The sequence below is a fragment of the Pseudomonas sp. 5.2 genome, from assembly GCF_059025405.1.
Genome location: NZ_JBYBHH010000028.1, coordinates 1 through 25,038 on the forward strand (window position 1 = coordinate 1; position 25,038 = coordinate 25,038).

The window sequence follows — 25,038 nt, forward strand, 5'->3', positions numbered from 1 at the left end:
GTGGCGTGCGTCAGCAGCGGGTTAGGCCCTACTACTTTAGTACTGGCTTTACTGTCTATCGTCGCATTCACAAAGCACCGCCGCTGGCATGTAATGAGCCTATAACAAAAAGGATAAACCCCATGCCTCGTGCCCTGCCCAGGCTGCCACGTGCTTTGCTGGCAGCCCTTTCACTGAATCTGCTGCTGGGCGTCGCCCAGGCCGGCACCACGCCGCTGTTTTCTGCCGAGGGGTATCGCACCACCCTCTACCGCAGCCCGACACCGCACCAGGTCGAGGGCGCCCAGGTCATCGACACCGCCACCTTGCAAAGCCTGCTGGGCCAGCACCCCAAGCCGGTGCTGGTCGATGTGTACCGCCGGCAATGGCTGCAAGGCCGCTTCATCGAAGACGCACCCCACGCCAACCTCCCCGGCAGCCACTGGTTGGCCAACACCGGCGACGGCGAGCTGAGCCCGGCCTGGCAAGACTACTTCGTGCGCCACCTTCAAAAAGCCACCGCCGGCCGCCTGGAGCAACCGCTGGTCTTTTACTGCCGCTCCGATTGCTGGTTAAGCTGGAACGCGGTAAAACGCGCAGCATCGCTGGGCTATAAGACCCTTTATTGGTACCGCGACGGCCTGGACGCCTGGGAAGCTGCCAACCTGCCATTGCAGCCGGCCCAGCCAGAGCCCTTTCCCTGAACTCACCACCGGTAAACGCGTGCGCGCCCCATCCAATAAAAACGAGGTGAAAAGGCCATGTACAAAATTCTGATTGCCGACGATCACCCACTGTTTCGCGAAGCCATCCACAACGTCATCAGCGATGGCTTCCCAGGCAGCGAAGTCATGGAGACTGCCGACCTGGACAGCGCCCTGGCGCTAACCCTGGAGCATGACGACCTCGACCTGATCCTGCTCGACCTGAACATGCCCGGCATGCACGGCCTCAATGGCCTGATCACCCTGCGCAACGAGGCCCCGACCACACCGGTGGTGATCGTCTCGGCCGAGCAGGAAAAACAAATCGTGCTGCAGGCCATCACCTATGGCGCCGTGGGGTTCATCACCAAGTCCTCGCCACGTTCGCAGATGATCGAAGCAATCGAGCAGATCCTCACCGGCAATGTCTACCTGCCACCCGACATCATTCGCGCCAACAAAAGCAGCACCAGCCGGCGCCAGAGCGATACCCCAAGCTTCCCACCCGAGATGCTCCAGGCCCTGACCCGCAAGCAGTTGCTGGTGCTCGAGCGCATGACCAAAGGCGAGTCGAACAAGCAGATCGCCTACACCCTGGACATCGCTGAAACCACGGTCAAGGCCCACGTTTCGGCGATCTTGCGCAAACTCAACGTGCACAACCGGGTGCAGGCCATCCTCAGCGCTGGCGATATCGACTTCGGCGACTACCTGCGCCGTTAAAGCGGCTGAACGGGGCTGTTGGCCAGCAAATGGCTCATCGCAGCCTTGAGTTTCATTGGCCGCACCGGCTTGTGCATCAGGGTGTGGCCCCGCTCGCGGATCTGTTGCTTGAGTTCGTTGCTGTAGTTGGCGGTGATCATCAATGCCGGAATCGGCACGGCGCGGCGGGCACTGATCCGCGCCACGGCATCGACACCATTGCAGTCGTTGTCCAGGTGGTAGTCGGCGATCAACAGGTCGGCTTCGGCGTGGTAGTTGTCCACCTGCCGCGCCAGGTCTTCCTCCGACAGCGCAGTGACCACCCGGCAACCCCACCCTTCCAGCAGGGTGCGCATGCCGGCGCAAATCGCCGCATCGTTATCCAGCACCCACACCCGCGCACCGCGCAGGCGTTCGAGCATCGGCTCGCTGATGGCCAGGCTCGGCGGGGCCTTGGGCGCGGTTGCGCTCAGCGGCACTTCGACGGCGAACACCGAGCCTTTGCCGAGCCAGGAACGCACCCGAATCCGATGGCCGAGGATGCCCGCGATCTTTTCGACGATCGCCAGGCCCAGGCCCAAGCCACGGTCTTGGTCCGGGCGCTGTACATCGCCCCGTTTGAACTCCTGGAACATTTCGTCCAGGCGCTCTTCGGCGATGCCGATCCCGCTGTCCCAGACTTCGATCCACAGGCCCCGGCGCTGGCGCCGACAGCCCAGCACCACGCGGCCGCTGCGGGTGTAGCGGATGGCATTGCTGAGCAGATTGCGCAGGATCCGCGCCAATAGCTGGATGTCACTGTGCACCAAGGCCGAACAGCCCACGAAGTGCAGTTCCAGCCCTTCGCTGCGCGCCACCTGGGCGTATTCGGCAGCCAAATTGTCCATCAGTTCGCTAAGGGCGAAGGGGGCGATATCGGCCTTGATCACCCCGGCGTCAAGCTTGGAAATATCCACCAGGGTGCCTAATAGGTTTTCCACATCCTCCAGGGAATTACTGACGTTGCGCACCAGTTGAACGCTCTGGTGCGGCTCGCGGCGTTCGAGCAACGCGCTGGTGAACAGCCGCGCCGCGTTCAGGGGTTGCAGCAGGTCATGGCTGACCGCAGCGAGAAATTTGGTTTTCGACAGGTTGGCCTGCTCGGCCTCGCGCTTGGCCTCGCGCAACCGTGATTCGGCCCGGCTGCGCTCATCGATCTCGCGCAGCAACTGGTCGTTGAGGCTGGTCAGCTCGGCAGTGCGCTCGCGCACCCGTTGCTCAAGGTTCTGGTAAGCCTGGTGCAGCGCCTCGGCGCTCTTGCGCCGCTCGGTAATGTCGCGGATCAACACGAAAATCCCCACCACTTCGCCATTGGCCAGGCGGTTGGGGACGTAGGAGCGCAGCATGTAGCGCTCCTGGCCGTTGATGTTGTTTTCGGCAAACTCGAAGGTCACGCTCTCCCCCGCCAACGCGCGCGCCACGTAGGCCTCCAGGCGTTGGTAATGCGACTCGCTGTGGGCCTCGCGCAGGCTTTGGCCCAACATCACGCCGCGGGGCCAGCAGTACCACTCCTCGTACACCTTGTTGGTGAATTCGTAGACCAGGTCAGCATTCAGGTAGGCGATCAGCGCTGGAACATGGTCGGTGATCAGGCGAATCAGTTGCGATTTCTGCGCCACCGCTTGCTCGCGGCGCAAGGTCTCGCTGAGCTTGACCTCGGTGATGTCGGTGAACAGGAACACCCGCCCGCCTTCGCAAGTGGGCCGTTCGCTGACTTGCAGCCAGCGCCCGTTCTGCAGGCGGTACAGCAGGTGCTCATCGGCCGGCCCCCGGGGCTCTTCGGTGAACACCCCGCTGGCGGTCATCAGTTGCTTGACCTCGGCCAAGCGCATGCCGGCGATGATCCGCACCCGGCTGTTGGCCCAGAACGCCTTGAAACGGCTGTTGCACAGCACTATGCGCTGGTTCTGGTCGAACAGCACGAAGGCGTCGGAGATGCTTTCGATGGCGTCGATCAAGTGTTGGTGGGCGGTCTCGGCCCGCAGCCGCGCCTCACTGAGCAGGTGGTTACCGGCCTTGAGCTCGGCCATGGCCTGGTTGAGGGCGTCGGTGCGTTCGCGGACCTGCTCGGCCAGCACCACCGAGTGCTGAAATGCCGCGTAGGGGTCGTTGCCGCGGGTCACGCCCGACTCGACGCGTTCGATCAGCGCAGTGTTGATGCGCTGCAGCTTGCGGTTCTCGTGCTGCAGCCGAACGACTTCGGCCTGCAGTTCAGCGGCTGACGGGTGGCCGGTTGCGGGCAATGGCGACCCCGGTGAAGGTCTGGTTGATATGCATGCCATTGAACTGTTCTCCATAGGTGTTGAAGCCCATCACCCGCTGCTCGCGCAAGAACGCGCCGACCTGTTCCAGGCCGTCGTGCGCTTCCAGTTCCAGGCGCCGCAGGAAACAGTCGCAGCCAATGGTCAGCAGCAAGGGGCCAAGGCGCTGGTGCAGCCCGTCGAACAGGGTGTGCAGCTTCGGCAACAGCGGGCCCGGTGTCATGGCCGTGAGCACGATGCCGTTTTCCACCGCACAGTAGAAACTCAGGCTCAGGTCCGGGTGCACCTGCTGGATTGCCCGGACGTAATACTGATCGTGAATCCGCACCGCCAACGGGTGTGCAGCGAATACCCGGTGATCGAGCTCGGCCACCGGCACGCCGATGTGCCGGGCGTATTCCTCGGCAGCGGGTTCGGCATTGAGTTCGAAGACCCGCCGCTGAGCGCTGTCGGCGCCGGTCACCACCAGTTTTTCATCACGCGGCAGGATGTGGTGCGTGGTGAACACTTCAAAGTCGAGCCAGGTATTGACCAGCACCACTACCGCCGCGCCGCTGTGGAACGCCCCGCCGAAGTACACGTGGGTACGGGTCAGGTAGTTGTCGTCGCCGGCCGACCCGCCGAAATGCGGGATGTCCCCCAATGCCGCGCTCAGGGCGCCAAGGAACATCTCCTCGCGGCTGGACAAGCCGTCGAGCAGGGTCAAGGCAAAGCTGTGGCCTTTGATCGGCGCGAGGGTATTGCTGCGGCAGGTGCCGACCAGCCGTTCGACCATCTGCTGGGCGTCGATCAGGCTGAAGCGTTCCATTTCATCGATCAGTTCGGTGGCGATGGAAAACTGCCGATGATCGAACCCCAGCGCCGTCACGCAATTACGGCCGTAGCCTAGCGGGGTGATTTCGCCGGCACTGGTGCAGCCCACCAGGCGAATGCCGCCGAAACCTTGTTCCAAGGCCTCGCCCAATTCCTGCAGGTCGTATTCGGCAGAACAGAAGAACAGCACGAACCCCAGGTGCGGGTGCAGCAGCTGCCGCGCCAGGTCCTGGGCTGCAAGCCGCGCATCGGTTGCCTGGGACATGGCGCTGACCACACCGTCGTTCTGGGCCTGCTGCATCGTGGTCTCCGGCGCGGGTTGGCTGAAAGTTGAGTGTACGGAGGACGTCCTGGAGGGCGAATGCTACTTGGGTAGCGGGTAGGCGGTTCCATGGGTGTAGGCGTTGGTTGTAGGGGCCTTTTCTGGCGGGCGATGGGGTTAGGGCTTGTGGGGGCCTGCCTTGGGGGTTGTGGTGGGGCGCAGATCGAGCGCCGCCCGCGCGGCGCATCGCGAGCAACGCTCGCTCCTACGTTTGTTTCGGGCCAATTATTCCTGGGAAAAATGCGCGCGACTGTCTTGCGCATGGCGCGATATTGCGTCTGACAATCAAGGCGGTCGCGCGCAAATGGCACAGGCCTCACTGGCCCGAAACAAACGTAGGAGCGAGCGTTGCTCGCGATGCGCCGCGCGGGCGGCGCTCGATCTCATGGGCGCAGAAAATGCCGAGGCGAACACCTCGCCCGCCAAAACGCTACCAGGTCAGCACCGCCCCCAATGCAAGGGTATCGGTGTCCTCGTTCTGGTCGCTGGTGTCATGCCCATCAATGGAAAACTGGTTGTACTCGGCCACCAACGTGAGGTTGTCGTTGACGTCATGAAACAGCGCCACACCCCGCGTCTCGTAATCCGCGCCACTGCCCACCACCCCGTTGCCATCGTCCTTGGTCTTGCCGTAGGACAACGCCAGGCGGTTTTTGCCGACCTTGTACGAGCCCTGCAGCAGGTAACCGTCGCTGTCGACATTGCGCAGGGTCGGCTCGCCCGCATTGTTGGTGAAGAACGGGTTGATACCCTTGGCCTGGAAGCCGGAGCCGGTGAGCGACAACCCGCCCATCTTCGCCTGCACGCCATAGCCGACACCTTTGGAGGTGATCGACTTGACCGTCGAGTCGGTGTTGTCCGAGGTCTGGTAGCTGCCATTGATCCAGCTGTAGATCTTGGCGCCAGCAAGGTCGAACTGGTAGGTGATCTCGCTCTCGGTGCGGGGGTTTTCCTGATAAGCCTTGCCGGTCGGGCTACTGTCGTTGGTGTCCACCGGGTCCATGATGCCCACCGCCACGCGCAGGCCCTCCATCACCGGTGTGCGGTAGGTGATCTGCGAGGTGGGGAACGGGTACGGGTAACCGCTGCCGATGTTGCCGAACGATACCCCGCCGCCGTCCACCAGCCCCAGGCTGTCACTGACCTGGCCGTAACCGGCAAGCAACTCGTCCAGCAGAATGTTGGAACGCGCAAACAGCCCGAAGTCCTTGCCGATCAGCACCTCGCCCCACTCGGGGTTGGCCACGGTGCCGTAGAACTGACGCACGTCGATGGCGGTGTCGGTGCCGTTGGTTTCGCTGTCGTTGATGGTCACCCAGAACGAGGCACGCGCCCCGAGCTTCAGGTCATCCACCTGTTTACCCATGTTGAAGCCCAGGTAGTTGGGCAAAAAACCCATCTTCACCCGTGACTGGCGGCGGTCGAATTGATCGCCCGCCCGGTCGACATCACTGTTGACGTAAAAGGCATTGATGTAGCCGTCGGTGGAAAACGTGGTCTGGTCCTTGTCGTACAGCATGATCTCGGCCTCGGCGACGCCGCTCAGGCCCAGGGTCGAAAGGCTGGCGATGACAGCCGTCAGGATACGAGGCGATAGTTTCTTATTGTTGTTGTGCATGACGCGCTCCAAAAACGTGGGCTCGGTGTTGGATGCGATTATCAGAAGCGGGCATACCGCTCGGTACGCTGCCTTGGAGGGGGTTGCAAGCTGCTTTGGGCCGGCGCGCGTGGCGCGATGATTAAGGCCCGAGACCGGCTTAGGCCAGGAGGCAACACCAAGGGTGTACGCCTGATGAACAGCCAGGCACCCAGTGTGTCATCATCCGCATGACCCCTTTCGAAATTGCAGGATCATCCATGCTCTACGTCGTCATGCTCGGCGGACGCCACCCCCGCGCCAGCATCGAAGTTCACGATGTGGTATTTGCCCAGGCCGACTCCCTGGAGCAAACCTACCCCCTCTTGCGCAACGCCTGGTTCGGCAGCCCCAAAGGGTTGCACATCGACTCCTGGCTGGAAGTGCACGGGGTGGAGGGTTATCGCATAGAATTCAGCCAGGCAGCACCACCGCCAGGGGCCATGCGCCTGTTCTTCCTGAACCTGGGGGGCTACGAGCGGCAGGTGTTTGGTGAAGCTCACCGTTACCTGCTAGTGGCTGCTACTGACAAAGCCGCCGCCAAGCAACTGGGTAAGCAGCGTATGGCGGCAGGTTGGTTGAAACCCCATACCGACGCGGTGCTCGATGTCGACGATTGCTTACCGATTGATCTGCTGGAAGGGCGCTATGTGCACCTGGTTGAGGGTGAGCATGACGGCATTGTGCAACGTAGCGATTACATTCTGATTTGAGTGACAGGTCATCAACGCCTGTACGTTTCGTGCAGATGACGCGCGACTAAATCTCGCAACAGCAGATCACAGAGTCCCTTCGATTGTTCTGACCGTTATCGTTTTCGCGAAGAACAGCCGATTTGTTAACACATTCGCGTGGGCTTTAGCGTTTTCGCTGCCTCTCACCAGCGCAACAACCGGGGCCCTGCCAACGCCCCCACCAACGTGGGGACCAGCATGCCCAACAGGTACCAGGTCCCCCAGAACGGCACCTGCATTTCCGGGCAGTGCAGGCAATACGCCAAGGTCGCAGTCGAACCAGCGAGTAGCCCAGCGGCGCCACCAGCCTGGCGCAACCGTGTTGGGGCCAGGCCGCGCACTGCCCAGAACACGGCGATGAACACCGGCACGCTCAACAGCGAGATATTCAACGCGCAGGTGCGCCAGGTACGGCCGAAGATCAACTCGGCACGGGCCTCGACCGGGGCGCCCGACAGGCTGATCGCCGCACCCACCCAGACCAGCAGCAACGGCAGCCCCAGCAGCCCCCAGGCCAGCCCACCCTTCACACCCGGCCGGGCCAAACGTTGCGTGAGCCATAGCGCAAGCAGCGCCAGGCTGCCAGGCAAGGCCAGCTTGGCCCAGAACAACGGCGTGCGCGCCACGTCGGCAAGGTCGCTGCGCACGCCATAGAGGGCCACTGTCATCAGTACTGCGGCGAGCAGGCCCGCGAGCAACGCCTGGGCCAGGCGCCGCGCCAGGGCATGGCGGTCCACCGGCCCTTCGCCAGCGGCCAGCAGGGTAATCAGTTCATCGGTTTTCATCGTCTTCACTGCCTCGAATCAGCCTGGCCAAGGCCTTGAGCCCACGGTGTATACCTACCTTGACCGCCGAACTGGAGAGCCCGGTGATACGCGCGGTCTCCTCCACCGACAGGCCCTCGAGCTTGACGTGGACGATCGGCAAGCGCTGGCGCTCCGGCAACTGCCCCAGCAGTTTACCCAGGTCTCGGCTGGCCTGGGCTGGCGCTTCGTCGCTGGCGGCGAACAGGTCACTGTCGACGTCCAGCAGGTCGTGCAGCGCATCGTGATGCGCGTAGCGGCGCAGGTAATCCGCCAGTTTGTAGCGGGCAATCGCCTGCACCCAGGCCGTCAGCGGCTGTTGCGGCTGATAGGTTTGCCGCGCGTTATGCACGGCCAGCAACACCTCCTGCAACAGGTCTTCGACCTCGGCAGGGCGCTGTTGCAGGCGCCGCTTGAGAAAACCCCGCACGTGCAGCGCCAGTGCCGCGAGAAATTCGCGGTAGGCCTGCGCATCACCCGCCAGCCCGCGCAGCAGCAAACCCTGCAACTGCGTCTCGCGAGCGGCGAGGAGGTCTTGTGGGTTAGTTCGTTGCATTGGGCGCCAGGGTTACACCGTCGGAAGGTTTCTTTTATCGAACCTTAGATGAGCCACAGCCAGTGGAAAAAAATTTTCGTCGGCCTGTAACCCGGGCAGCGATCGCCGCGAACTACTCAATGAGCCTTCGGTACAACACCCGGGCCCCATCCTCTGGAGACACCCTCATGAAAACCCTCGCCCTCGCCACCGCCGCCCTGGCCCTCGCTTCAATGGCCAGTGTCGCCTTCGCCGGCACCACCGCCGGCACGGGTACCGCCATGGAAAAATGCTACGGCGTCGCCATGGCCGGCAAAAACGATTGCAAGGCCGGCGCTGGCACCACCTGCGCCGGCAGCGCGAAAAAGGACTACGACGGCATGCACTGGAAGAACGTCCCGGCCGGTACCTGCACGTCGATCAAGACCCCCAACGGCATGGGGTCGCTGACCCCAATCAAGTCCTGAGCAGAGGCCGCCGACCATGAACCGGAACTTACCCCTGGGCGCTGGGCTAGGGCTCAAGGCCGAACACTATGCCCAGGCCCTGGCGTGCAACGCCGAAGGCCTGTGGTACGAGGTCCATCCGGAAAACTACATGGTCGGCGGCCCGCGCCTGGCCTGGCTGCAGCGCATGGCCGAGCGCCATCCGCTGTCGCTGCATGGCGTGGCGCTGTCACTGGCAGCGGACGCCGAGCCGGATGCCACCCACCTGCGCCGCTTGCGCACACTGATCGACCAGGTAAAGCCGGCGCTGGTGTCCGAGCACCTGGCCTGGTCCACCTGGCACGGCCAGTACCACCCCGACCTGCTGCCGTTTCCCCGCAGCAGCGAAGCGCTAGCGCGCATCAGCGACAATATCCTGCGCACTCAGGATGCACTGGGGCGGTCAATCGCCCTGGAAAACCCCAGCCACTACCTGCAGTTGCAAGGGCATGAGTGGGACGAGATCGATTTTCTCGACGAACTGGTGCGCCGCACTGGGTGCACCCTGCTGCTGGACGTCAACAACGTGCATGTCAGTGCGCACAACCTGGGTTTCGACGCCGCAGCCTATCTCGACCGCTTCCCTGCCCAGGCCATCAGCGAAGTGCACCTGGCCGGGCACAGCCACGACGCGCAGGGCGCGCTGCTGATCGACTCGCACGATGCCGCGATTGCCGAACCTGTATGGGCGCTGTTCCGCCGCTTGATCGCACGAATCGGCCCACGCCCGACGCTGATCGAGCGCGACGGTAACCTTCCAGCGTTCGATGACTTGCTTGCCGAACGCGCCATCGGGCAAACCACCCTCACGTCTGCAGGAGACTTGCCATGAACCTGCCCCTCGGCCAGTTCCAGGACGCCTTCATCGACGCGCTCTACCAGCGCCCTGCCCCGGCGCTGCAAAGCCTGATCGGGCAAGCGGCGTTCGCGGTCTACCGCAATACCATGCTGGCCGGTTGCGTCGACGCGCTGCGGGCCAACTTCCCCAGCGTCGAGACCTTGGTCGGCGCCGATTGGATGCAGGAGGCCGCGACCGCCTACGCCCAGCAGTCCCCCCCGGACGATGCCCGGCTGATCCACTACGGTGCGGGCTTCGCGGCGTTTCTGGAACAGTTGCAGGCTAGCCATGGGCTGCCCTACCTGGCCGATGTGGCACGCCTGGACTTCTACTGGAGTGAAGCGTTCAGCGCTACCGAAGACCCTTGCCTGGCGCTCACCGACTTGGCTGGCATGACCGCCAGCGACTTGATGCACAGCTACCTGGCCCCCCGCCAGAGCGTGCGCTGGCAGTGGTTCGATCCGCACCCGGTGCTCAGCCTGTGGCGCTGCAGCCGTGAAGGCCTGCCGTGGTCGGGCGCGCAACCGTGGGTGGCCGAAGGCGTGCTGCTCAGCGGCGGCCTCGACGGCGTCAGCCATCAGCCGCTGGAAGCCGGTGGCTGCGCCTTTCTGGATGCCTGCGCGGCAGGCCATACGCTGGAAACCGCTTCGCAATGCGCCCAGCAACGCCAACCCGACCTGGACTTCAGCGACCTGCTCGGCCGCCTGATGCAAGCCCGGGTCTTTCGCCCACTCTCATTCGCATGAAGGAATGGCCATGGACACCCTGCGCCCCACTGCCCCGGCAATCAGCCTGCGCCAACGCTGGAACAGCCTGGCCGAACGCCTGCAATTGCTGCTCAACGACACCGTGCTGTGCCTGGTCGCACGCCTGGGTATCGCCTCGGTGTTTTTCATGTCTGGCCGGACCAAGGTGGAGGGCCTTCTGAGCATCACGCCCAGTACCTATGAGTTGTTCCAGAGCGAGTATGCGCTGCCACTGGTCTCACCCTGGCTCGCGGCCCACCTGGCGACCTATGCCGAGCACCTGTTCCCGCTGCTGCTGGTGCTTGGCCTGTTTACGCGGCTTTCGGCGCTGGCCCTGCTGGGCATGACCACGGTGATCGAGGTGTTCGTCTACCCGGACGCCTGGCCTACGCACCTGTCCTGGGCGGGCCTGCTGCTGTTGCTGGTGGCCAAGGGCGCTGGCGCGCTGTCACTGGACCGCGTGTTGCGGCTGCGCTGAGCGCCGCCTATTAGGCTCTGTACGAAACGTTTTGTGGGAGCGGGCTTGCCCCGCGAATGGGGCTACGCGGTGCATGGCACCGGCTTCGCCGGTGTTCGCGGGGCAAGCCCGCTCCCACGTGCGTCAATTTTCAGAAATTGCGCAACAAAGCCTAAGACCTAGGGCAACCCGACGCGCTGGCACGCACGGCGCTGGCGAGCTTCTGCAGGTTGGCCTGCTGGGCGCCGACCAGGCTGCCGACGCTGTTTTGCGCGGGGGTCTGCACGGAGGTGCGGCAGGTCATCTCGTCCTGCCCGGGGCGCTTCAAGCGCCACACCGCCTCCAGCAGTGCGTACTGGCCAGGGACTGAGTCGAAGCGCTGCACATCCACCCGCAGCAGTGTGCTGGGCGTGCCGCCGACCGGCCCGCCTAGCTGGTCCTGCAAGGCGCTGCGGAACTCATCGACCAGGTTGGCGCCCCACCACTCGGTTTCCAGGATTACCAAGCTGCTCGTGCCCTGGCGGATCACCAACTGCGGGCGGTCCACCTGCGGCGGCATGCTGACCCGCTCGACCAGGATCTTCTCGCCCGCCGCGTGGCTGGGCTGCGCAGCGACCAACGTGTGGTAGTTGTTGGGCGCGCTGCGACAGCCCGCGGTCAGCACCACCAGCGTGGCCAGCAACAGGGTAGGCAACGTGCGCATCGGCTCTCACTCCTTGGGCGTGGTCAGGGTTGCACGTCGTCCGCGCCTGCCGCTTTTGGCCGGCCGCGAATGAGCGATTCGGGATGACGGCCGAGGTAATCCGCCAGGTCCCTCAGCGAACGGGACATACGCTCCAGCTCCTGCAGCGTGTCACCGAGTTTCTCCCGCTGCGGCGAGTTCTCGGAGATCGCTGAATTGGCCGTGCGCAGGGTTTTCTGCAGTTCATCCAGTGTGGTCGTCAGCCCAGGCAGGGTTTGCCCATCGACGCGCTTGGCCGCGCTGCGCAGTTCGCGCAGCGTGCCGTCCAGATTTCCGGCAATGCTTTCGAGCGGCAGCTTGCCGATGCGCTCGACCACACCCTGCAACTGCTCCTGGAGTTTTTCCAGGCTGCCGGGCACGGTGGGGATGACGATCGGGTCGGCGCTCATGTCGAAGGCGACCTTCGGCGCCTCGGGGTAGAAGTCCAGCGAGATGTACATCTGCCCGGTGATCAGGTTGCCACTGCGCGCCTGGGCACGCAGGCCGTGCTCGACGAACGTGCCGATCAGTTGCCGGGCACCGGCGGCGTCGCCTTCGGTGTGCTTGAACACCTTGAGCATTTTCTGGTGCACCGGTCCCAGGCGTTTCGGGTAGATCGCCGCATCGACCACCACAGGGAAGATCTGTTTCTTCGGGTCGTAATCCAGCGTAATCGACGTCACCCTGCCAAATTCAACCCCTTTGAACTCCACCGGCGCGCCCACCGTCAGCCCGCGCATCGACTGGTCGAAGCGCAGGCGCAAGTACTGCGGGCTGCCCGTTGGCGGTGCGAGGGCCGCATCGCGGTCGGCGAACAGCTCGAACGCCTGCTGGTCGGCGGCGGGCTCGGCTGCAACGGCATATTCGGGCGTGCCGAAGGCCAAGCCGCCCATAAGGATCGACGACAACGACTGCGTCTCGACCTTCAGCCCGTTGGCGCCAATCTGCATGTCGATGCCGCTGGCGTTCCAGAACCGCGTATCGAGGGTGACGAAGGCGTCGTAGGGGGCCTGCACGAAAACGTCGATGTCCACGCCCCTGCCATCGGGCTGCAGCGCGTAAGACACCACCTCGCCCACCGGGATCCGGCGAAAATAGATCGATGAGCCGATATCCAGCGAGCCGAGGTCATTGGCGCTGAGCACGAAGCGCTTGCCCTTCTCGCCATAGGTTATGGCCGGCGGTGATTCCAGGCCGACGAAGGTCTTCGCGGGCTTTTTCGACTCGCCGGCATCGGCGCCGATGAAACTGCCCGACAGCAAGGTGTCGACCCCGGATATGCCACCGGCGCCGATACGCGGGCGCACCACCCAGTAGCGGGCGCTTTCGGTGGCAAACGACTCCGCCTCTTTCGACAGCTCCACCTTGGCCACCACGCTCTTGTGGTCTGCCGCCAGCTCCACCGAGGTGACTTCACCAATCACCACGCTGCGGTAGCGCACCTGGGTCTTGTGCGCCACCAGCCCCTCGCCGCTGCGAAAGGAAATCGAGATCACTGGCCCCTGTTCCATCCAATTGCGCACCACCAGCGAGGCGCCCACCAGCAGTGCCAAAATCGGCACGATCCACACCAGCGAGACGCTGAAGCGGCGTGTCCGCACTTGGGCCTGGCCGGGCCCTGCGTGGTTTTCAGTCTCCAGCGCCATCGCCGTGCTCCCCGTGGTGTGGTTGGTCGTCCCAGATCAGGCGTGGGTCGAAGCTCATGGCCGAGAGCATGGTCAGTACCACCACCAGGCCGAAGAACAGGATGCCAGGCCGCGGCTCGATGGTGCCCAGCCCACGCAGTTGCACCAGCGCGGCCACCAACGCCACCACCATGACGTCGAGCATCGACCAGTAGCCGATCAGCTCGACGAAGCGAAACAGTTGTGAACGCTGGCGGCGCGCCCACTGGCTGCGGCGCTGGGCAGTGAACAGCAGCAGGCCAAGGGACACGAACTTGATGCCCGGCACACCGATACTGGCAATAAAGATGATCAGGGCGATGTCCCAGGCGCCCGCCTCCCAGAACTCCAGCACCCCACCAACGATGGTGCTGTCGCTGCCCTGGCCGAGCATCTCGGTGCGCATCACCGGCAGCGCATTGGCCGGCACGTAGAAGATCAGCGCGGCAAACAGAAATGCCCAGCCCCGGGCAATCGGGTTGGCCTTGCGCCGGTGCAGCGGCGCGCCGCAGCGGTCGCACTGGTGCAGGCCTTGGCGCAGGTCGCAGGCCTGGCCGCAGCCGTGGCACAGGCACAGGTGCAGTTGGTCGGCCAGCGCCGGGGCGCTCATACCTGCACCCACAAGTCGCGAATATCGCGGCCGGCAATGAAGATCATCAACACGCTCAACGCCGCCAGCGCGATCAGCCCAATCCCCGGGATCACCTCGAGTAGCCCTGCCAGCTTGATCACCGCCACCATGGCACCCAGCAGGCACACCTCCAGCATGCTCCAGGGCCGCAACCCCTCCAGCGCCCGCATGCAGGCGGCAAACCCCGGCGCGCGGCGCCTGCCCAGGGCAAACCCTAACACCCAGCACAACAGGGCAATCTGTAGCACCGGGGCAAAGATGATCGCCAGCGCCAGTACCAGGGCGATGAAGGTGATGCTGCCTTGGCTGAGGATCTGCACCGAATCCCACAAGGTCGCCGAATTACTCAAGCCGCTCATGCTGATGGTCATCACCGGGTAGGCGTTGGCGAAGACCAGCAGTACCCCACCGGTGATGCACAACGCCAGACGCTGCTGCACATTCAGTGGGTTGTGGCGATAAAGCACGCCGCCGCAGCGCTGGCAGCAGGCACTTTGATGACGGTGCAAAGGCGTACGCCGGTACACGGCGTCGCAATACTCGCAAATGATCACATCATCCGCCTGGGCCATGCGTGCCCCCCGAAATGGCGCTTACCTGGCAGGCAAGATTAGCCAACTGTCAGGCAACCTGCTTTTTCAAGCTGTACACATTTGATGACAGGCCTGGTTGCCTTGCGTGGCTAACGGTGTCGTCTAAAGTATCAAGTCGGGCGAACAGCCTTTGCTTCTCATTCAACACTTGGTGCGATGTCACGAAATGAGAAAGCTGTTCACCCGCTGCTTCATTTCGACACAGCTACCCTGCTTTGCTAGCACATTGGTCGCTGGCAGTTACCGCCCGTCGGTACAGCGCTTCTGACTGAACAAGGAGCGTGTGATATGGACTACCGCCCTCGCCTGTCGGGCAAACTGGCACTCGCAGTCGCCTGTGCGGTACTGCTGCATGGCACCACCACGTGGGCCGGCGGCATCCTCATCTACGAAGCCGGCCAGGAAGGCAATGGCCTGGCCAACGCAGGCGCTGCTGCACTGGCCAACGACCCCAGCGTATTGATGAGTAACCCGGCCGGTATCACCCAGCTCAAAGGCACGCAGATCAGCGCCAATGCCCAGGTGATCCTCGGCGACCTGCGCTTCTCGCGGGCCAGCAATAACCAGTTCGACGGCAACGAGGGCGGCAATGCCTTGCAGTACCTGCCGGGCACCAGCCTGTTCATCAGCCACCAGTTGGACGAGCGCTCTGCCATCGGTTTCGGCATGTACGGCAATTTCGGCTTGGCGCTGGACTATGACGATGACTGGGCCGGCCGCTACTTCACCCAGGAAGCCGCAGTCATCGGCGTCTCGATGCAGCCCACCTGGGCTTATAAATTCACCGACGATCTGTCGATCGGCATCGGCCCGCGCATCATGGTCGGTTACTACCGCACTGAAATGGCCATCAATAACAACCTGCTGGGCCTGGCCGACCGGGCGGACGGCCAGCTCGAATACAAGGACACCGACGTCGGGGTTGGCGTCAACCTTGGCCTGCTCTACCAGGTCGATGCCCGTACACGCGTCGGCCTAGCCTACACCAGCAAGGTCAAGCTGGAGTTCGAAGACAAACCGCACCTCAAGGACATCAGCAACCCCCTACTCAATGTCGCCCTGCGCCGCCTGGATGTGGATGCGCTGGAACTGGACCTGAACGTGCCGCAGACGGTGACCTTCAGCATCGCCCATCAGCTCGACGAACAGTGGACCTTGCTGGGTAGCCTGAACTGGCAAGACTGGAGCGATTTCGGCGACGTCGGCGTAGACGTCGACAGCAACGCCGGCGGCACCAGCCGCACTGTCGACCGCCAGTACAAAGACACCTGGCACGCCTCGCTAGGCGCGCAATACCAGGCCACCCGGCAATGGCGCTGGAGTGTCGGCCTGGGTTACGACAGCTCGGCCGTGGATGACAAGGACCGCACCGTCGACAACCCCATGGGCGAAGCCTGGCGGTTGGCAGCCGGGGTCAATTACCAGGTCGAAGAAGGCTTCGACCTGCACCTAGCCTATACCCTGGTGTGGCTCGGCAACATGGATGTCGAGCAGACCAAGGCCCGTTCCGGCAATACGTTGTCCGGCAGTTACGACAACAGCGCGCTGCACATCGTCGGTGGCGGCGCGACCTGGCGTTTCTGAGATAACCGCACGGCCGCAGGGCACCGAACCTAGTGAGAAGGAGAAGCTGCATGAACACCAAGTCGTTGGCTGCATCGCTGTGCCTGGCAACGCTCATGCTGCAAGGCTGTGCCAGCAAGTACGTGGAATCCGACCAGTACTCGGGGTTTCTCAAGGACTACAGCGTCCTCAAGGAAGACAAGTCGCCCTCGGGGGCGCCGGTCATGCGCTGGATCAAGCCTGGGGTCGACGCCAAGCGCTACACCAGCGTCTACATCGAACCTAGCCAGCTCTATCCCAAGCCGCAACCGACCGACAAGGTGCCGCAATCGACCTTGCAGGGGATCACTCAGTACTACGACCAGACGCTGAAGAATCACTTCTCCCAGGTACTGCCATTGGCCACCAGCCCAGGAAAGGGTGTGCTGGTAGTGCGCCCGGCGATCACCGCCGTCAGCGCCCAAACTAAAAGCCTGCGGCCGTATGAAGTGATCCCTATCGCGCTGATCGCCGCTGGCATCAGCACCGCAACCGGCATCCGTGACCAAGACACCAGCATCGCCACCGAAGCGGCCTTCCTCGATGGCGACAGCAATCAGGTGGTGGCCGAGGTGGTGCGTAAAGGTGCCGGCACCGAACTGGAAAATTCATCACAGGTCATGCAGGCCAAAGACGCCAAGGCCGTGCTGGATGGCTGGGCCAAGGACATGGTCAGCTCGTTCCAGGCCTTGAGGAAGTAACCCACCCGGCCCCCGATGAGGCGCGATTCATGGACAGCATTCGCGGCAGCGCGCTGCTTCAATTCGACCCGTTGCTGGCCGAGCACGGTGCAGTGCAACGGGATTTCCTGGCACCGTTGCAGATTGGCCTGGACGTGGTTGGCAGCTACGGCAAGACCTTGCCTTACCTCAGCCTGGTGCGCTTGTTCGAGGGTAGCGCGCATGCCTTGAGCCTGCCCCGTTTCGGCCTGGAACTGGCCCTGCGCCAGGGCTCCACGTTGGTGGGGCCTTTACAGCACTTGGCGCGGTCAGCGCCCACGGTGGGCCATGCGCTGATCGCGGTGATCCGCTACATGCGCCACTACAGCCCAGCCATCCATTACCGCCTGGAGCACCGCGCAGGGCAAGCATTGCTGTACTTCGACAATGGCCTGCCGGGGGCGGAACAGATGCCACAGATCGTCGAAAAATCGGTGATGGGTGCAAAGCTGCTGATCGCTGAGCTGCGCGGCGCGCCGCTGCGCCCCAAAGCCGTGACCTTCCGCCACACGGCGCTGGGCGACGCCGTCGGTTACCGGCGCTATTTCGACTGCCCGGTCCTGTTTGGGCAGCACCACAACTGCCTGGTGCTGTCAGCGGATGTCTTGCTGGAAGGGTCTGTCAGCCATGACCCGACCTTGCACGCTATCGTCCGTCACTACCTAGAAAACCAGGCGGTGCAGTGCGACGGCCTGCGCGCGCAAGTGGAGCGCAAGATCCAGATGTTGCTACCCAGCCAACGCTGCACCCTGGACCAAGTGGCCATGGCCCTGGGCCTCAACCCCCGCACCTTGCAACGCCGCCTGGCCAGCGAGGGTATTGATTTTGAAGACTATCTGGACGGCCTGCGCCGCCATCAGGCCCAGCAGATGTTGCGCAGCACCACCTTGTCGGTAGGACAGATTTCCAGTGAACTGGGCTATCGCCGCACCACCTCCTTCTGCCGCGCCCACCTGCGTTGGTTCGACATGACCCCACTTGAGCACCGACGCCTGCACGGCGATCCGCTGATTGCCGCGCTTTAACCGACGCTACCCACGCCCTCAGATGCCATCGCCATCCCCGTCCGGCCTGCGCGCCGGCGCTGTGAACCACTTCTCGCGCGGCACCCACTTCTCCTGCTGCGGGTCACCCAAGTAGTGCGGCGACATGATCTGTACGCCGTGTTCGTTGAACACATCCTGAATGTTGGCATGCAGCAGGCTCAGCAACTCCGCCCGCGGCCGAGGCGCGCTTGGCACGGCCTGGGCCACCAGGCGGTATTCGGGGTAGAAGTCCGATAGCCCAGTCTGAAACACTTGCGGCCTCGGTTTTTCGAGAATGCCCTCGGTGCGCTCGGCAGCCGCCACCAGCATCGCCTCCACCTGGCGCCAGGGTGTGTCATAACCGATGGTCACCACGGTATCGACGATGTAGCCCTGGCCCTGCACCGCACGGGAATAGTTGCGCGTCACGGTGCCGGTGATCATCGAGTTGGGCAAGGTCAGCACTTCGCCCAACCCGGTACGGATCGTGGTGTTGAACATGCCGACTTCGGTCACCGTGCCTTCGTTGTCACCGACCCGCACGTACTCGCCAGCCTTCAACGTGCGCGAATAGGTCAGGATAAGCCCCGCCGCCGCCTGCCCCACTACACTGGAAGCTCCCAGTGAGATCATCAGCCCGAGCAGCACCGACAGGCCTTTGAAGGCATCGGTGCCCGAACCCGGCAAGTACGGGTAGGCCATCACCAGGGCAAACAGCCAGATCGCCAGCGAGGTCAAGCGCATGGTGGGCTGCAGCGTCTCTTCGGTCAGCCACGTGAGCGTGCCTGGGCGCGCCATGCGCTGCAGCACGCGCCGGCTGAAACCACTGATGCCGCGGGCGATGAAGAAGATCGTGATGGCCACGACAATCCCAGGGATGGCCTGCAGAATGCCGTCAAGCAGGTAGCGCAGCAGGTCGAGCAGGTGCACGTTCAGGCTTTCGCCCCACGGCCGAGTATAGGGGAACTGCGACAGCACGAAGCTCAGCCACTGGTAGCTCAGCAGCACCACCACCGCCCAGTACAACAGGCGCAACAGGCTGTCGATCAGCCGGTACACGTACTGCATGTCGAACAACGGCATTTGGCCGACGCGAATCTGCCGGGCACGTTCGCGCATCAGTTGCGGCAGCCGCCCACGCAGCCTGTGCCGGGCCAGGTGGGCGCCCTTGAGCAGTGCCACGTAGATCAGCGTGGCCAAGGCCGACAAGCCCAAGGCCTTGAGCAGAAAATGCAGGTTGCGCGCCTCGCCAGACTCCTCGACCACCTGGCGCAGCACCGCCGCGGCCTGCTCGGCCGCTTCGCGGGTGTCAGCGCCGCTGATTTCAAGGTCCTGGGGCGCGACGATGAACGCGCGCCGGCCGCCCAGCAGCACGAGGTGGCTACTCAGGATCGGGTCGACGCTGACCTTCAGGTCATCGGTGCCACGCAGGGCTTCTTCGATCACTGCCGTAGCCCGCTGCGCTCGGGCAGCCGGGGTCTCCCCCAGCAAGGTGGCGTGAAAGGTGAAAATGCTACGGTTGGCGATCGTCAGCTCGGCCGGCTCGGCAGGAATGCCTTCGGTGGCGATGGTGGCGGCGTCATTACCCTGCCCCGCCATGGGCAAGAAGGCCAACAGCACCAGCAACACGCGCAACAGGTGATTCATCGCTCACTCCCTGGCCTTCGGACGGACGGCATTCTTGTAGTGATAGCACAGCTGTCACTGACCGCCTGCTGCCCCTAGAAACCAGTGAAAGTAAGGGTTGTCGCTGTCACTGCGGGCCAGCTCACGCGCCTCGCGGGCCCAGGCCTGGCGATTGCCGTTGTAGGCATGCAGGCTAAGGCTGTAGAAGCGCGCCAGCGTGTTCCATTGGTCGTTCACCGCACTGGCGAATGCAGGCTCATCCCCTTGCAAAGGCGGTGCCCTGCGCAGGGCCAGCAAGGCCGGCAGCACGCGGGTGATCTCCCGCGGTCGCACCCAGTTGGCGTACTCGATACGGGGCTGGTCATCGGTGACCGGCAACGCGTCTGCTGCGTAACGCTCAAGGCCGGCACGGTCGGTGATCCAGGTGGCCAACAGGGCCTGCGCCGAATCGATGCCCACCTCAACCAAGGCTGCGGCGACGGCGGGTTGCGCAAGGCGTTGACGAATGCGCGGTACGTCCAGTTGCAGCGGCTGCAGCGAGCCAATCAGCAGCATCTCGTGAAACTCAGTGGTCCACAGTGAGGCATGCGGGAACACGTCGATGAAGCTGCGTACCAGCGCGCGGCTGTCCTCATCGTTCTGGGTCGGCAAGGGCAGCCATTGGGCCACCAGCCCGCCAGGCTGCAGGCGCGAGGCGGCCAGTTGGTAGAAATCACGCGAATACAGGTTGACCACCCCGGCCGCCGAAGGGGGTGGCGGCTCCAGCGTCACCAGGTCGTAGCGCTGCTCGCTGCGCAGCAACTCGCGGCGGCCATCGCGCAAGCGGATTTCCAGCCGCGGGTCGACGACCGCTGCGTAGTTGCCTTTGAACAAGGGCGCCGCCTGCAGGACTTCAGGCAGCAGTTCGGCCACCACCGGGCGCTCCAGCTCCGCATAACGCAGCATGGCGCCAGCGGTGATGCCGGTGCCAAACCCGATCACCAGCGCCGAACGTGGCTCACCGCTGTGGATCAACAGCGGCAGCAAGGCTTGCAGGCGCATGTAGCGCAGCGACGGCATGGCATCGCCCGTGTTCGATACGCCCTGGATGTAAAGCCGGCTGAATGTCTTGCCTGGGCGCCCCTGGGTAACCACCGCCACGGTGCCGCCCTTGCCTTCGTGGTAATAGGTGAGCTGGCCGTTGCGCGCCCCTGGCAATAGCTCGGCCAAGCGCTGCGGGGGTGTGACAAAAGCAACCAGCAAGGTCGCCAAGGCCACCGCGCCAACCGCAATGGCCGCCGACCGGCGAACACCTGGGCCGCGCCAGACGGCTACCAGGCCAACCAGCGCCGCGACGCCAGCCAGCACGCCCAAGGCGCGCACCAAGCCTACCTGCGGCACTAGTACGAAGCCGGTGAGCAGCACACCGGCGATGCCGCCCAAGGTATTGAGCGCCACCACAGCCCCCACGTCACGGCCGACATGGCCGCTGTCCACCGCCAGGCGCAAGGCCAGCGGGAACGCGGCGCCGAGCAAGGTCGTCGGCAACAGGACCATGCACACGGCGGCCATGGTGAAGCGTGCGCACATACCCGCCAGTTCGCTGCCTAACAGTTGCAGGGCAACGGCTTCGGCTTGGGTCTGCAGCAGCACCAGCCAGCGCCCAAGCCCAGCGATCTGCAGCAATGCCAGCAAGCCGGCGACAGCAATCAACAGGCCAAAAAGGCCCCAAGGGTCACGGATGCGGTCGGCACGCCGCGCATACACCGCGCTACCCGCGAGCAGGCCGCCGAGATAAGTCGCCAACACCACTGCGAAGGCAAAGGCGCGGGTGCTCATGAACGGCACGATCGACTGGCTCCAGACCACTTCGTAGCCCAGCGCCACGCCCCCGGCGACGCAGTACAGGCCGATGGCAAGCCGTGCTTGCGCGGTGCGCGGCGCTGAAGACAGATTGCCAGGCGCTGGCAACGCCGTATCGCGATGACGTGCCAGCCACGCGCCCAAGGCAGCCAGCAGGTTCAGCATGGCGGCGGCGCAGGCGCTGCCGGTCACGCCCAGATGCGGCAGCAACACGAAGGCGGCCAGCAAGGTGCCCGCAATCGCACCGGCGGTATTCGCCGCATACAGGCGCCCACCCGCCTCTGCCAGTTGCCCCGTGGCCGGTGCCACTGCGCGCACCAGCACCGGCAAGGTGCCGCCCATCAACAACGCCGGCAACCCGACCAGCATGAACGGCAAGGCCCAGGCCAGCAGGCCCGCGCTGGCCTCCAGGCGGGCGAACGGGCCAGCGGCTTGGGCTAGGCCAAAGGTGGCGGCGATGCCGAGCAGGGCCACGGCCAACTCTAGGCACACATAAAGCCGCACCGGGCGCCGCAACCGGTCGGCCCAGCGCCCGAACAGCAGGCCGCCCAGCGCCAGGCCGGCGAAGAAGGCACTGATGCCAGTGGCCACGGCGTGCACTTCGACGCCGACCACCAACGACAGTTGTTTGATCCAAAGTACCTGATAGACAAGGCCGGCAGCGCCAGAGAAGAACAGCAGCGTGGCCGGCAAGGCCCACAGCATGCGCGCCTTGGAATGGTCTTTATCGATAACAGCGCGGGTTGCTGCGGATGATGCCATGCAGGGATGCCTTGTCGGGTAGAGAGATGCCGAGGCTGCCTTGCAGCCCATCGCCGGCAAGCCGGCTCCTATAGGGAGCCGGCCGCATCGGTGCTACTGGCTCTTCATCTTTTCTTCGATCTTTTTGTCTACGTCAGCACGGATCTGGTCGATGCTGAAGCTGGCCGGCCGCTGGCTAGGTGGGTACTCCACGAAGGTCTGCAGGAATGCCGCTGCTTTTCTCACACCGTTGAAAACCAAGAAGTCGTTCTTGGTCAGCCAATCATAGTACTGATCAGACACGATATCGGCCCGTTCGTACGGGTCCATGCGCAGGTTGAACATTTTCGGTACCCGCAGGCACACGAACGGCTCGCTCCAGACCTGCAGGCCGCCGGGTGCACGCTGCTCGCAGAACACAATCTTCCAGTTGTCGTAGCGCATGCCGACCAGGTCGCCGTCGTCGCTGAAGTAGTAGAACTCGTTGCGCGCGCTCTTGTCGGTCTTGCCAGTCAGCATGTCCAGCTGGTTGTAGCCGTCCAGGTGCACCTTGAATGTCTTGCCACCCACGTCGGCGCCTTTGAGCAAGCGGTCTTTGATGTCGGTGTCACCCACGGCCGCGAGCAAGGTCGGGAACCAGTCCAGGCCCGATATCATCTGGGTGTTGACGGTGTCCGGCTTAATCTTGCCTGGCCAGCGAATCATGGCAGGTACGCGGAACGCGCCTTCCCAGTTGGAGTTTTTCTCATTGCGGAAGGGCGTGGTCGCGGCATCCGGCCAGGACCACTGGTTGGGGCCGTTGTCGGTGGTGTAAACGACGATGGTGTTGTCGGCGACCTTCAGGTCATCCAGCGTCTTGAGCAACTTGCCCACATCACCGTCGTGCTCCAGCATGCCGTCGGCATATTCATTGCCAACCATGCCACTCTGCCCCTGCATGGCCTCGCGCACGTGGGTGAACGCGTGCATGCGCGTGGTGTTCATCCAGACGAAGAACGGTTTGTCTGCCTTCACCTGCTTGTCGATGAAGTTGATCGCGGCCTGGGTGGTCTCGTCATCGATGGTCTCCATCCGCTTCTTGGTCAGCGCCCCAGTATCCTCGATCTTGCCATCAGCACTGGACTTGATCACGCCGCGCGGCGAGGCGGCCTTGATAAACTCCTGATCATCCTTGGGCCAGAAGGCCCGCTCTGGCTCTTCTTCGGCATTGAGGTGATACAGGTTGCCGAAGAATTCGTCGAAGCCGTGGTTGGTGGGTAGGTATTCATCACGATCACCCAGGTGGTTCTTGCCGAACTGCCCGGTGGCATAGCCCTTGGCCTTGAGCGCCTGGGCGATCGTCACATCACGCGCCTGCAGGCCCACTGGCACGCCCGGCATGCCAACTTTGGACAGCCCTGTGCGCAGCGTGGCCTGGCCGGTGATGAACGTCGAGCGCCCCGCCGTGCAGCTGTTTTCGGCGTAGTAATCGGTGAACATCATGCCTTCCTTGGCGATGCGGTCGATGTTGGGCGTCTGGTAGCCCACCACCCCTTTGCCATAAGCGCTGATGTTGGTCTGGCCAATGTCATCGCCGAAAATCACCAGGATATTCGGCTTGTCCGCAGCACTGGCAATGCCAGCGCCGAGGGTCGCCGTGGCCGCCAGGGCGACCGCCGACAACCAGGTTGTACTGGACTTCATAGTTATGCTCTCCGTATGCACTCACTGCTGTAGTCCACGACTTCGGGCACACCGGTTGCGGCCGGCTTGCTGTGCTCCTGCGGCTTTGTTTACCCACTGGAATGGTCACTGCGAATCGAAGGGATAGACCCGGCGCCATTCCCGCGCCATGTCCACCACGGTCCAACCCTGGGTTTGCGCCTGGTCGAGCGCCTTGTCCAACCGGCCGAAATGGCTTTTGCGGTCGTAGGCCCACTCACGGCGCTGGTCCGTGTGGTGCACCAGACCAGCAAAGCGTGCGCCTTGGCCGGCCATGGTCCATTGCAACATCTGCAGGTCGCCGTCCGAGTTGCCGAACGCCAGGATCGGCCGGCGCCCAATGACGGCATTGATGCTGACCGGTTTACCAGGGCCATCATCGTTGTGCTGAATACTGGGCAGGCGCTGGATGCTCAAGGTACCTGCCTGGTCCTCGAATTTGGCGCCCAATGTGGTACCAATGACCTGCTCGGGCGGGATGCCATAGACCTCTTCGGCGAAGGCCCGCATGAAAGCCACCTCACCGCCCGAAACGATGTAGGTCTTGAAGCCATTGGCGCGCAGGTAGCTCAGCAGTTCGAGCATCGGCTGGAACACCATCTCGGTATAAGGCCTGCCTGAACGTGGATGGCGGGCGCTGGCCAGCCATTTGCGGGCAACCGCGGTGAACTGTTCCGTGCTCATGCCCGAATGGGTGGCGGCGACGATTTTCAGCAAGCCGTCCATGCCCTGGGCGGCGAGTGCCTGTTGATCGTTCTCCAATACCGCCTTGAACGGCTGCTCGTTGCGCCATTGCGGGTGCTGAGGGGCAAGGCGCTTGACCTCGTCCAGCGCAAACAGCAGTTCGAAATACATCGGCTGCTCGCTCCACAGCGTGCCGTCGTTGTCAAACACGGCGATGCGCTCGGCAGGTGCGACATAGCGCGGGCCGCCTTCAGTGGTGACGTCCTTGACAAAGGCCACGATGGCCGTGCGTGACGGACCCTCGCGCCAGGCGGGCAATGGATCGGCGGCCTGGGCAAGCAGGGGCAGCAGGCAGAGTACAAACCACACACTGCGCACAAAACGCAGATCGCGCTTGAAGTGACGCATCTGGCCCTCCTTGAGCTGTATTCCACA

At 63.6% G+C, this 25,038-nt stretch carries 23 protein-coding genes; 10 read left to right on the forward strand and 13 right to left on the reverse strand.

What is annotated here, in order from left to right; genetic code table 11:
* Nucleotides 1-122 precede the first annotated feature (122 nt).
* Both AC5PZ0_RS27160 and AC5PZ0_RS27165 read left to right on the forward strand, forming a co-directional pair.
* Nucleotides 123-683 carry a PQQ-dependent catabolism-associated CXXCW motif protein gene (locus AC5PZ0_RS27160; protein WP_493856117.1) on the forward strand — a complete coding sequence of 187 codons (561 nt, stop codon included), beginning with the start codon at nt 123-125 and terminating at the stop codon, nt 681-683.
* A gap of 57 nt (nt 684-740) precedes the next feature.
* Nucleotides 741-1,406, forward strand: a complete 666-nt coding sequence (locus AC5PZ0_RS27165) for a response regulator (RefSeq protein ID WP_027596434.1) — start codon at nt 741-743, stop codon at nt 1,404-1,406.
* Here AC5PZ0_RS27165 and AC5PZ0_RS27170 read toward each other — a convergent pair.
* From AC5PZ0_RS27170 to AC5PZ0_RS27180, 3 genes are all read right to left on the reverse strand, one after another.
* Nucleotides 1,403-3,706, reverse strand: coding sequence for a hybrid sensor histidine kinase/response regulator (locus tag AC5PZ0_RS27170; protein ID WP_274887857.1), 2,304 nt, complete (start codon nt 3,704-3,706; stop codon nt 1,403-1,405). The two genes, AC5PZ0_RS27165 and AC5PZ0_RS27170, sit on opposite strands and share 4 nt — an antisense overlap.
* Entirely contained in the window at nt 3,636-4,799 is a 1,164-nt protein-coding gene (gene nosP / locus AC5PZ0_RS27175) for a nitric oxide-sensing protein NosP (protein WP_027596432.1), read from the reverse strand. Before nosP ends, AC5PZ0_RS27170 begins: the two co-directional genes overlap by 71 nt.
* Nucleotides 4,800-5,250: 451 nt before the next feature.
* Entirely contained in the window at nt 5,251-6,438 is a 1,188-nt protein-coding gene (locus AC5PZ0_RS27180) for a porin (protein WP_027596431.1), read from the reverse strand.
* A gap of 239 nt (nt 6,439-6,677) precedes the next feature.
* Here AC5PZ0_RS27180 and AC5PZ0_RS27185 point away from each other — a divergent pair, with 239 nt between their 5' ends.
* Entirely contained in the window at nt 6,678-7,169 is a 492-nt protein-coding gene (locus AC5PZ0_RS27185; protein ID WP_099429615.1) for a DUF1543 domain-containing protein, read from the forward strand.
* Between the two features lie 164 nt (nt 7,170-7,333).
* On the opposite strand, the gene AC5PZ0_RS27190 is transcribed toward AC5PZ0_RS27185, so the two are convergent.
* A complete protein-coding gene (locus AC5PZ0_RS27190; RefSeq protein ID WP_493856118.1) occupies nt 7,334-7,975 on the reverse strand; it encodes a DUF1109 domain-containing protein in 642 nt (213 codons plus the stop codon).
* Nucleotides 7,962-8,549 (reverse strand): sigma-70 family RNA polymerase sigma factor, encoded by a 588-nt coding sequence (locus tag AC5PZ0_RS27195; RefSeq protein ID WP_493856119.1) that lies wholly within the window; start codon nt 8,547-8,549, stop codon nt 7,962-7,964. The genes AC5PZ0_RS27190 and AC5PZ0_RS27195 overlap by 14 nt, the downstream gene beginning before the upstream one ends.
* 167 nt (nt 8,550-8,716) lie before the next feature.
* Between AC5PZ0_RS27195 and AC5PZ0_RS27200 the strand changes: the two genes are divergently transcribed.
* The 4 genes from AC5PZ0_RS27200 to AC5PZ0_RS27215 are packed head-to-tail and all read left to right on the forward strand — an operon-like array spanning nt 8,717 to nt 11,075.
* On the forward strand, nt 8,717-8,995 hold the full coding sequence (locus AC5PZ0_RS27200; protein ID WP_027596420.1) for a BufA1 family periplasmic bufferin-type metallophore: 279 nt from the start codon (nt 8,717-8,719) through the stop codon (nt 8,993-8,995).
* Between the two features lie 16 nt (nt 8,996-9,011).
* A complete protein-coding gene (bufB, locus tag AC5PZ0_RS27205; protein WP_493856120.1) occupies nt 9,012-9,845 on the forward strand; it encodes an MNIO family bufferin maturase in 834 nt (277 codons plus the stop codon).
* Nucleotides 9,842-10,597 carry an HvfC/BufC N-terminal domain-containing protein gene (locus tag AC5PZ0_RS27210; protein WP_493856121.1) on the forward strand — a complete coding sequence of 252 codons (756 nt, stop codon included), beginning with the start codon at nt 9,842-9,844 and terminating at the stop codon, nt 10,595-10,597. The genes bufB and AC5PZ0_RS27210 overlap by 4 nt, the downstream gene beginning before the upstream one ends.
* A gap of 10 nt (nt 10,598-10,607) precedes the next feature.
* Nucleotides 10,608-11,075, forward strand: a complete 468-nt coding sequence (locus tag AC5PZ0_RS27215; RefSeq protein ID WP_027596417.1) for a DoxX family protein — start codon at nt 10,608-10,610, stop codon at nt 11,073-11,075.
* Between the two features lie 151 nt (nt 11,076-11,226).
* Here the strand turns inward: AC5PZ0_RS27215 and AC5PZ0_RS27220 are convergent, their stop codons facing one another.
* Genes AC5PZ0_RS27220 through AC5PZ0_RS27235 form a run of 4 tightly spaced genes read right to left on the reverse strand, consistent with a single transcriptional unit; the run spans nt 11,227 to nt 14,642 of the window.
* Entirely contained in the window at nt 11,227-11,757 is a 531-nt protein-coding gene (locus tag AC5PZ0_RS27220; protein WP_099429619.1) for a PqiC family protein, read from the reverse strand.
* A gap of 23 nt (nt 11,758-11,780) precedes the next feature.
* A complete protein-coding gene (locus AC5PZ0_RS27225; RefSeq protein WP_493856122.1) occupies nt 11,781-13,421 on the reverse strand; it encodes a PqiB family protein in 1,641 nt (546 codons plus the stop codon).
* Nucleotides 13,405-14,049, reverse strand: coding sequence for a paraquat-inducible protein A (locus tag AC5PZ0_RS27230; protein ID WP_493856123.1), 645 nt, complete (start codon nt 14,047-14,049; stop codon nt 13,405-13,407). The genes AC5PZ0_RS27225 and AC5PZ0_RS27230 overlap by 17 nt, the downstream gene beginning before the upstream one ends.
* Nucleotides 14,046-14,642, reverse strand: coding sequence for a paraquat-inducible protein A (locus AC5PZ0_RS27235; RefSeq protein WP_099429621.1), 597 nt, complete (start codon nt 14,640-14,642; stop codon nt 14,046-14,048). Before AC5PZ0_RS27235 ends, AC5PZ0_RS27230 begins: the two co-directional genes overlap by 4 nt.
* Before the next feature lie 309 nt (nt 14,643-14,951).
* Between AC5PZ0_RS27235 and AC5PZ0_RS27240 the strand changes: the two genes are divergently transcribed.
* Genes AC5PZ0_RS27240 through AC5PZ0_RS27250 form a run of 3 tightly spaced genes read left to right on the forward strand, consistent with a single transcriptional unit; the run spans nt 14,952 to nt 18,009 of the window.
* The gene (locus tag AC5PZ0_RS27240) at nt 14,952-16,247 is read left to right on the forward strand and encodes an OmpP1/FadL family transporter (protein WP_493856124.1); all 1,296 of its coding nucleotides are present in this window, start codon (nt 14,952-14,954) and stop codon (nt 16,245-16,247) included.
* A 50-nt stretch (nt 16,248-16,297) separates the two neighbouring features.
* On the forward strand, nt 16,298-16,966 hold the full coding sequence (locus tag AC5PZ0_RS27245) for a DUF3313 domain-containing protein (RefSeq protein WP_493856125.1): 669 nt from the start codon (nt 16,298-16,300) through the stop codon (nt 16,964-16,966).
* Nucleotides 16,967-16,995: 29 nt separating this feature from the next.
* The gene (locus AC5PZ0_RS27250) at nt 16,996-18,009 is read left to right on the forward strand and encodes an AraC family transcriptional regulator (protein WP_493856126.1); all 1,014 of its coding nucleotides are present in this window, start codon (nt 16,996-16,998) and stop codon (nt 18,007-18,009) included.
* Between the two features lie 18 nt (nt 18,010-18,027).
* On the opposite strand, the gene AC5PZ0_RS27255 is transcribed toward AC5PZ0_RS27250, so the two are convergent.
* The 4 genes from AC5PZ0_RS27255 to AC5PZ0_RS27270 form a co-directional block, all read right to left on the reverse strand.
* On the reverse strand, nt 18,028-19,656 hold the full coding sequence (locus AC5PZ0_RS27255; protein ID WP_493856127.1) for a mechanosensitive ion channel family protein: 1,629 nt from the start codon (nt 19,654-19,656) through the stop codon (nt 18,028-18,030).
* Nucleotides 19,657-19,710: 54 nt separating this feature from the next.
* On the reverse strand, nt 19,711-22,239 hold the full coding sequence (locus AC5PZ0_RS27260; RefSeq protein ID WP_493856128.1) for a spermidine synthase: 2,529 nt from the start codon (nt 22,237-22,239) through the stop codon (nt 19,711-19,713).
* Nucleotides 22,240-22,332: 93 nt separating this feature from the next.
* On the reverse strand, nt 22,333-23,901 hold the full coding sequence (locus AC5PZ0_RS27265) for an arylsulfatase (RefSeq protein WP_265969845.1): 1,569 nt from the start codon (nt 23,899-23,901) through the stop codon (nt 22,333-22,335).
* A 105-nt stretch (nt 23,902-24,006) separates the two neighbouring features.
* Nucleotides 24,007-25,011 (reverse strand): HAD family hydrolase, encoded by a 1,005-nt coding sequence (locus AC5PZ0_RS27270; RefSeq protein ID WP_493856129.1) that lies wholly within the window; start codon nt 25,009-25,011, stop codon nt 24,007-24,009.
* Nucleotides 25,012-25,038: the final 27 nt, after the last annotated feature.

What these genes read in the sequence shown, in the direction of transcription:
- AC5PZ0_RS27160 (WP_493856117.1), top strand. Translation starts at nt 123, where the DNA reads ATGCCTCGTGCCCTGCCCAGGCTGCCACGTGCTTTGCTGGCAGCCCTT.
- AC5PZ0_RS27165 (WP_027596434.1), top strand. Translation starts at nt 741, where the DNA reads ATGTACAAAATTCTGATTGCCGACGATCACCCACTGTTTCGCGAAGCC.
- AC5PZ0_RS27170 (WP_274887857.1), bottom strand. Translation starts at nt 3,706, where the DNA reads ATGGCATGCATATCAACCAGACCTTCACCGGGGTCGCCATTGCCCGCA.
- nosP (WP_027596432.1), bottom strand. Translation starts at nt 4,799, where the DNA reads ATGCAGCAGGCCCAGAACGACGGTGTGGTCAGCGCCATGTCCCAGGCA.
- AC5PZ0_RS27180 (WP_027596431.1), bottom strand. Translation starts at nt 6,438, where the DNA reads ATGCACAACAACAATAAGAAACTATCGCCTCGTATCCTGACGGCTGTC.
- AC5PZ0_RS27185 (WP_099429615.1), top strand. Translation starts at nt 6,678, where the DNA reads ATGCTCTACGTCGTCATGCTCGGCGGACGCCACCCCCGCGCCAGCATC.
- AC5PZ0_RS27190 (WP_493856118.1), bottom strand. Translation starts at nt 7,975, where the DNA reads ATGAAAACCGATGAACTGATTACCCTGCTGGCCGCTGGCGAAGGGCCG.
- AC5PZ0_RS27195 (WP_493856119.1), bottom strand. Translation starts at nt 8,549, where the DNA reads ATGCAACGAACTAACCCACAAGACCTCCTCGCCGCTCGCGAGACGCAG.
- AC5PZ0_RS27200 (WP_027596420.1), top strand. Translation starts at nt 8,717, where the DNA reads ATGAAAACCCTCGCCCTCGCCACCGCCGCCCTGGCCCTCGCTTCAATG.
- bufB (WP_493856120.1), top strand. Translation starts at nt 9,012, where the DNA reads ATGAACCGGAACTTACCCCTGGGCGCTGGGCTAGGGCTCAAGGCCGAA.
- AC5PZ0_RS27210 (WP_493856121.1), top strand. Translation starts at nt 9,842, where the DNA reads ATGAACCTGCCCCTCGGCCAGTTCCAGGACGCCTTCATCGACGCGCTC.
- AC5PZ0_RS27215 (WP_027596417.1), top strand. Translation starts at nt 10,608, where the DNA reads ATGGACACCCTGCGCCCCACTGCCCCGGCAATCAGCCTGCGCCAACGC.
- AC5PZ0_RS27220 (WP_099429619.1), bottom strand. Translation starts at nt 11,757, where the DNA reads ATGCGCACGTTGCCTACCCTGTTGCTGGCCACGCTGGTGGTGCTGACC.
- AC5PZ0_RS27225 (WP_493856122.1), bottom strand. Translation starts at nt 13,421, where the DNA reads ATGGCGCTGGAGACTGAAAACCACGCAGGGCCCGGCCAGGCCCAAGTG.
- AC5PZ0_RS27230 (WP_493856123.1), bottom strand. Translation starts at nt 14,049, where the DNA reads ATGAGCGCCCCGGCGCTGGCCGACCAACTGCACCTGTGCCTGTGCCAC.
- AC5PZ0_RS27235 (WP_099429621.1), bottom strand. Translation starts at nt 14,642, where the DNA reads ATGGCCCAGGCGGATGATGTGATCATTTGCGAGTATTGCGACGCCGTG.
- AC5PZ0_RS27240 (WP_493856124.1), top strand. Translation starts at nt 14,952, where the DNA reads ATGGACTACCGCCCTCGCCTGTCGGGCAAACTGGCACTCGCAGTCGCC.
- AC5PZ0_RS27245 (WP_493856125.1), top strand. Translation starts at nt 16,298, where the DNA reads ATGAACACCAAGTCGTTGGCTGCATCGCTGTGCCTGGCAACGCTCATG.
- AC5PZ0_RS27250 (WP_493856126.1), top strand. Translation starts at nt 16,996, where the DNA reads ATGGACAGCATTCGCGGCAGCGCGCTGCTTCAATTCGACCCGTTGCTG.
- AC5PZ0_RS27255 (WP_493856127.1), bottom strand. Translation starts at nt 19,656, where the DNA reads ATGAATCACCTGTTGCGCGTGTTGCTGGTGCTGTTGGCCTTCTTGCCC.
- AC5PZ0_RS27260 (WP_493856128.1), bottom strand. Translation starts at nt 22,239, where the DNA reads ATGGCATCATCCGCAGCAACCCGCGCTGTTATCGATAAAGACCATTCC.
- AC5PZ0_RS27265 (WP_265969845.1), bottom strand. Translation starts at nt 23,901, where the DNA reads ATGAAGTCCAGTACAACCTGGTTGTCGGCGGTCGCCCTGGCGGCCACG.
- AC5PZ0_RS27270 (WP_493856129.1), bottom strand. Translation starts at nt 25,011, where the DNA reads ATGCGTCACTTCAAGCGCGATCTGCGTTTTGTGCGCAGTGTGTGGTTT.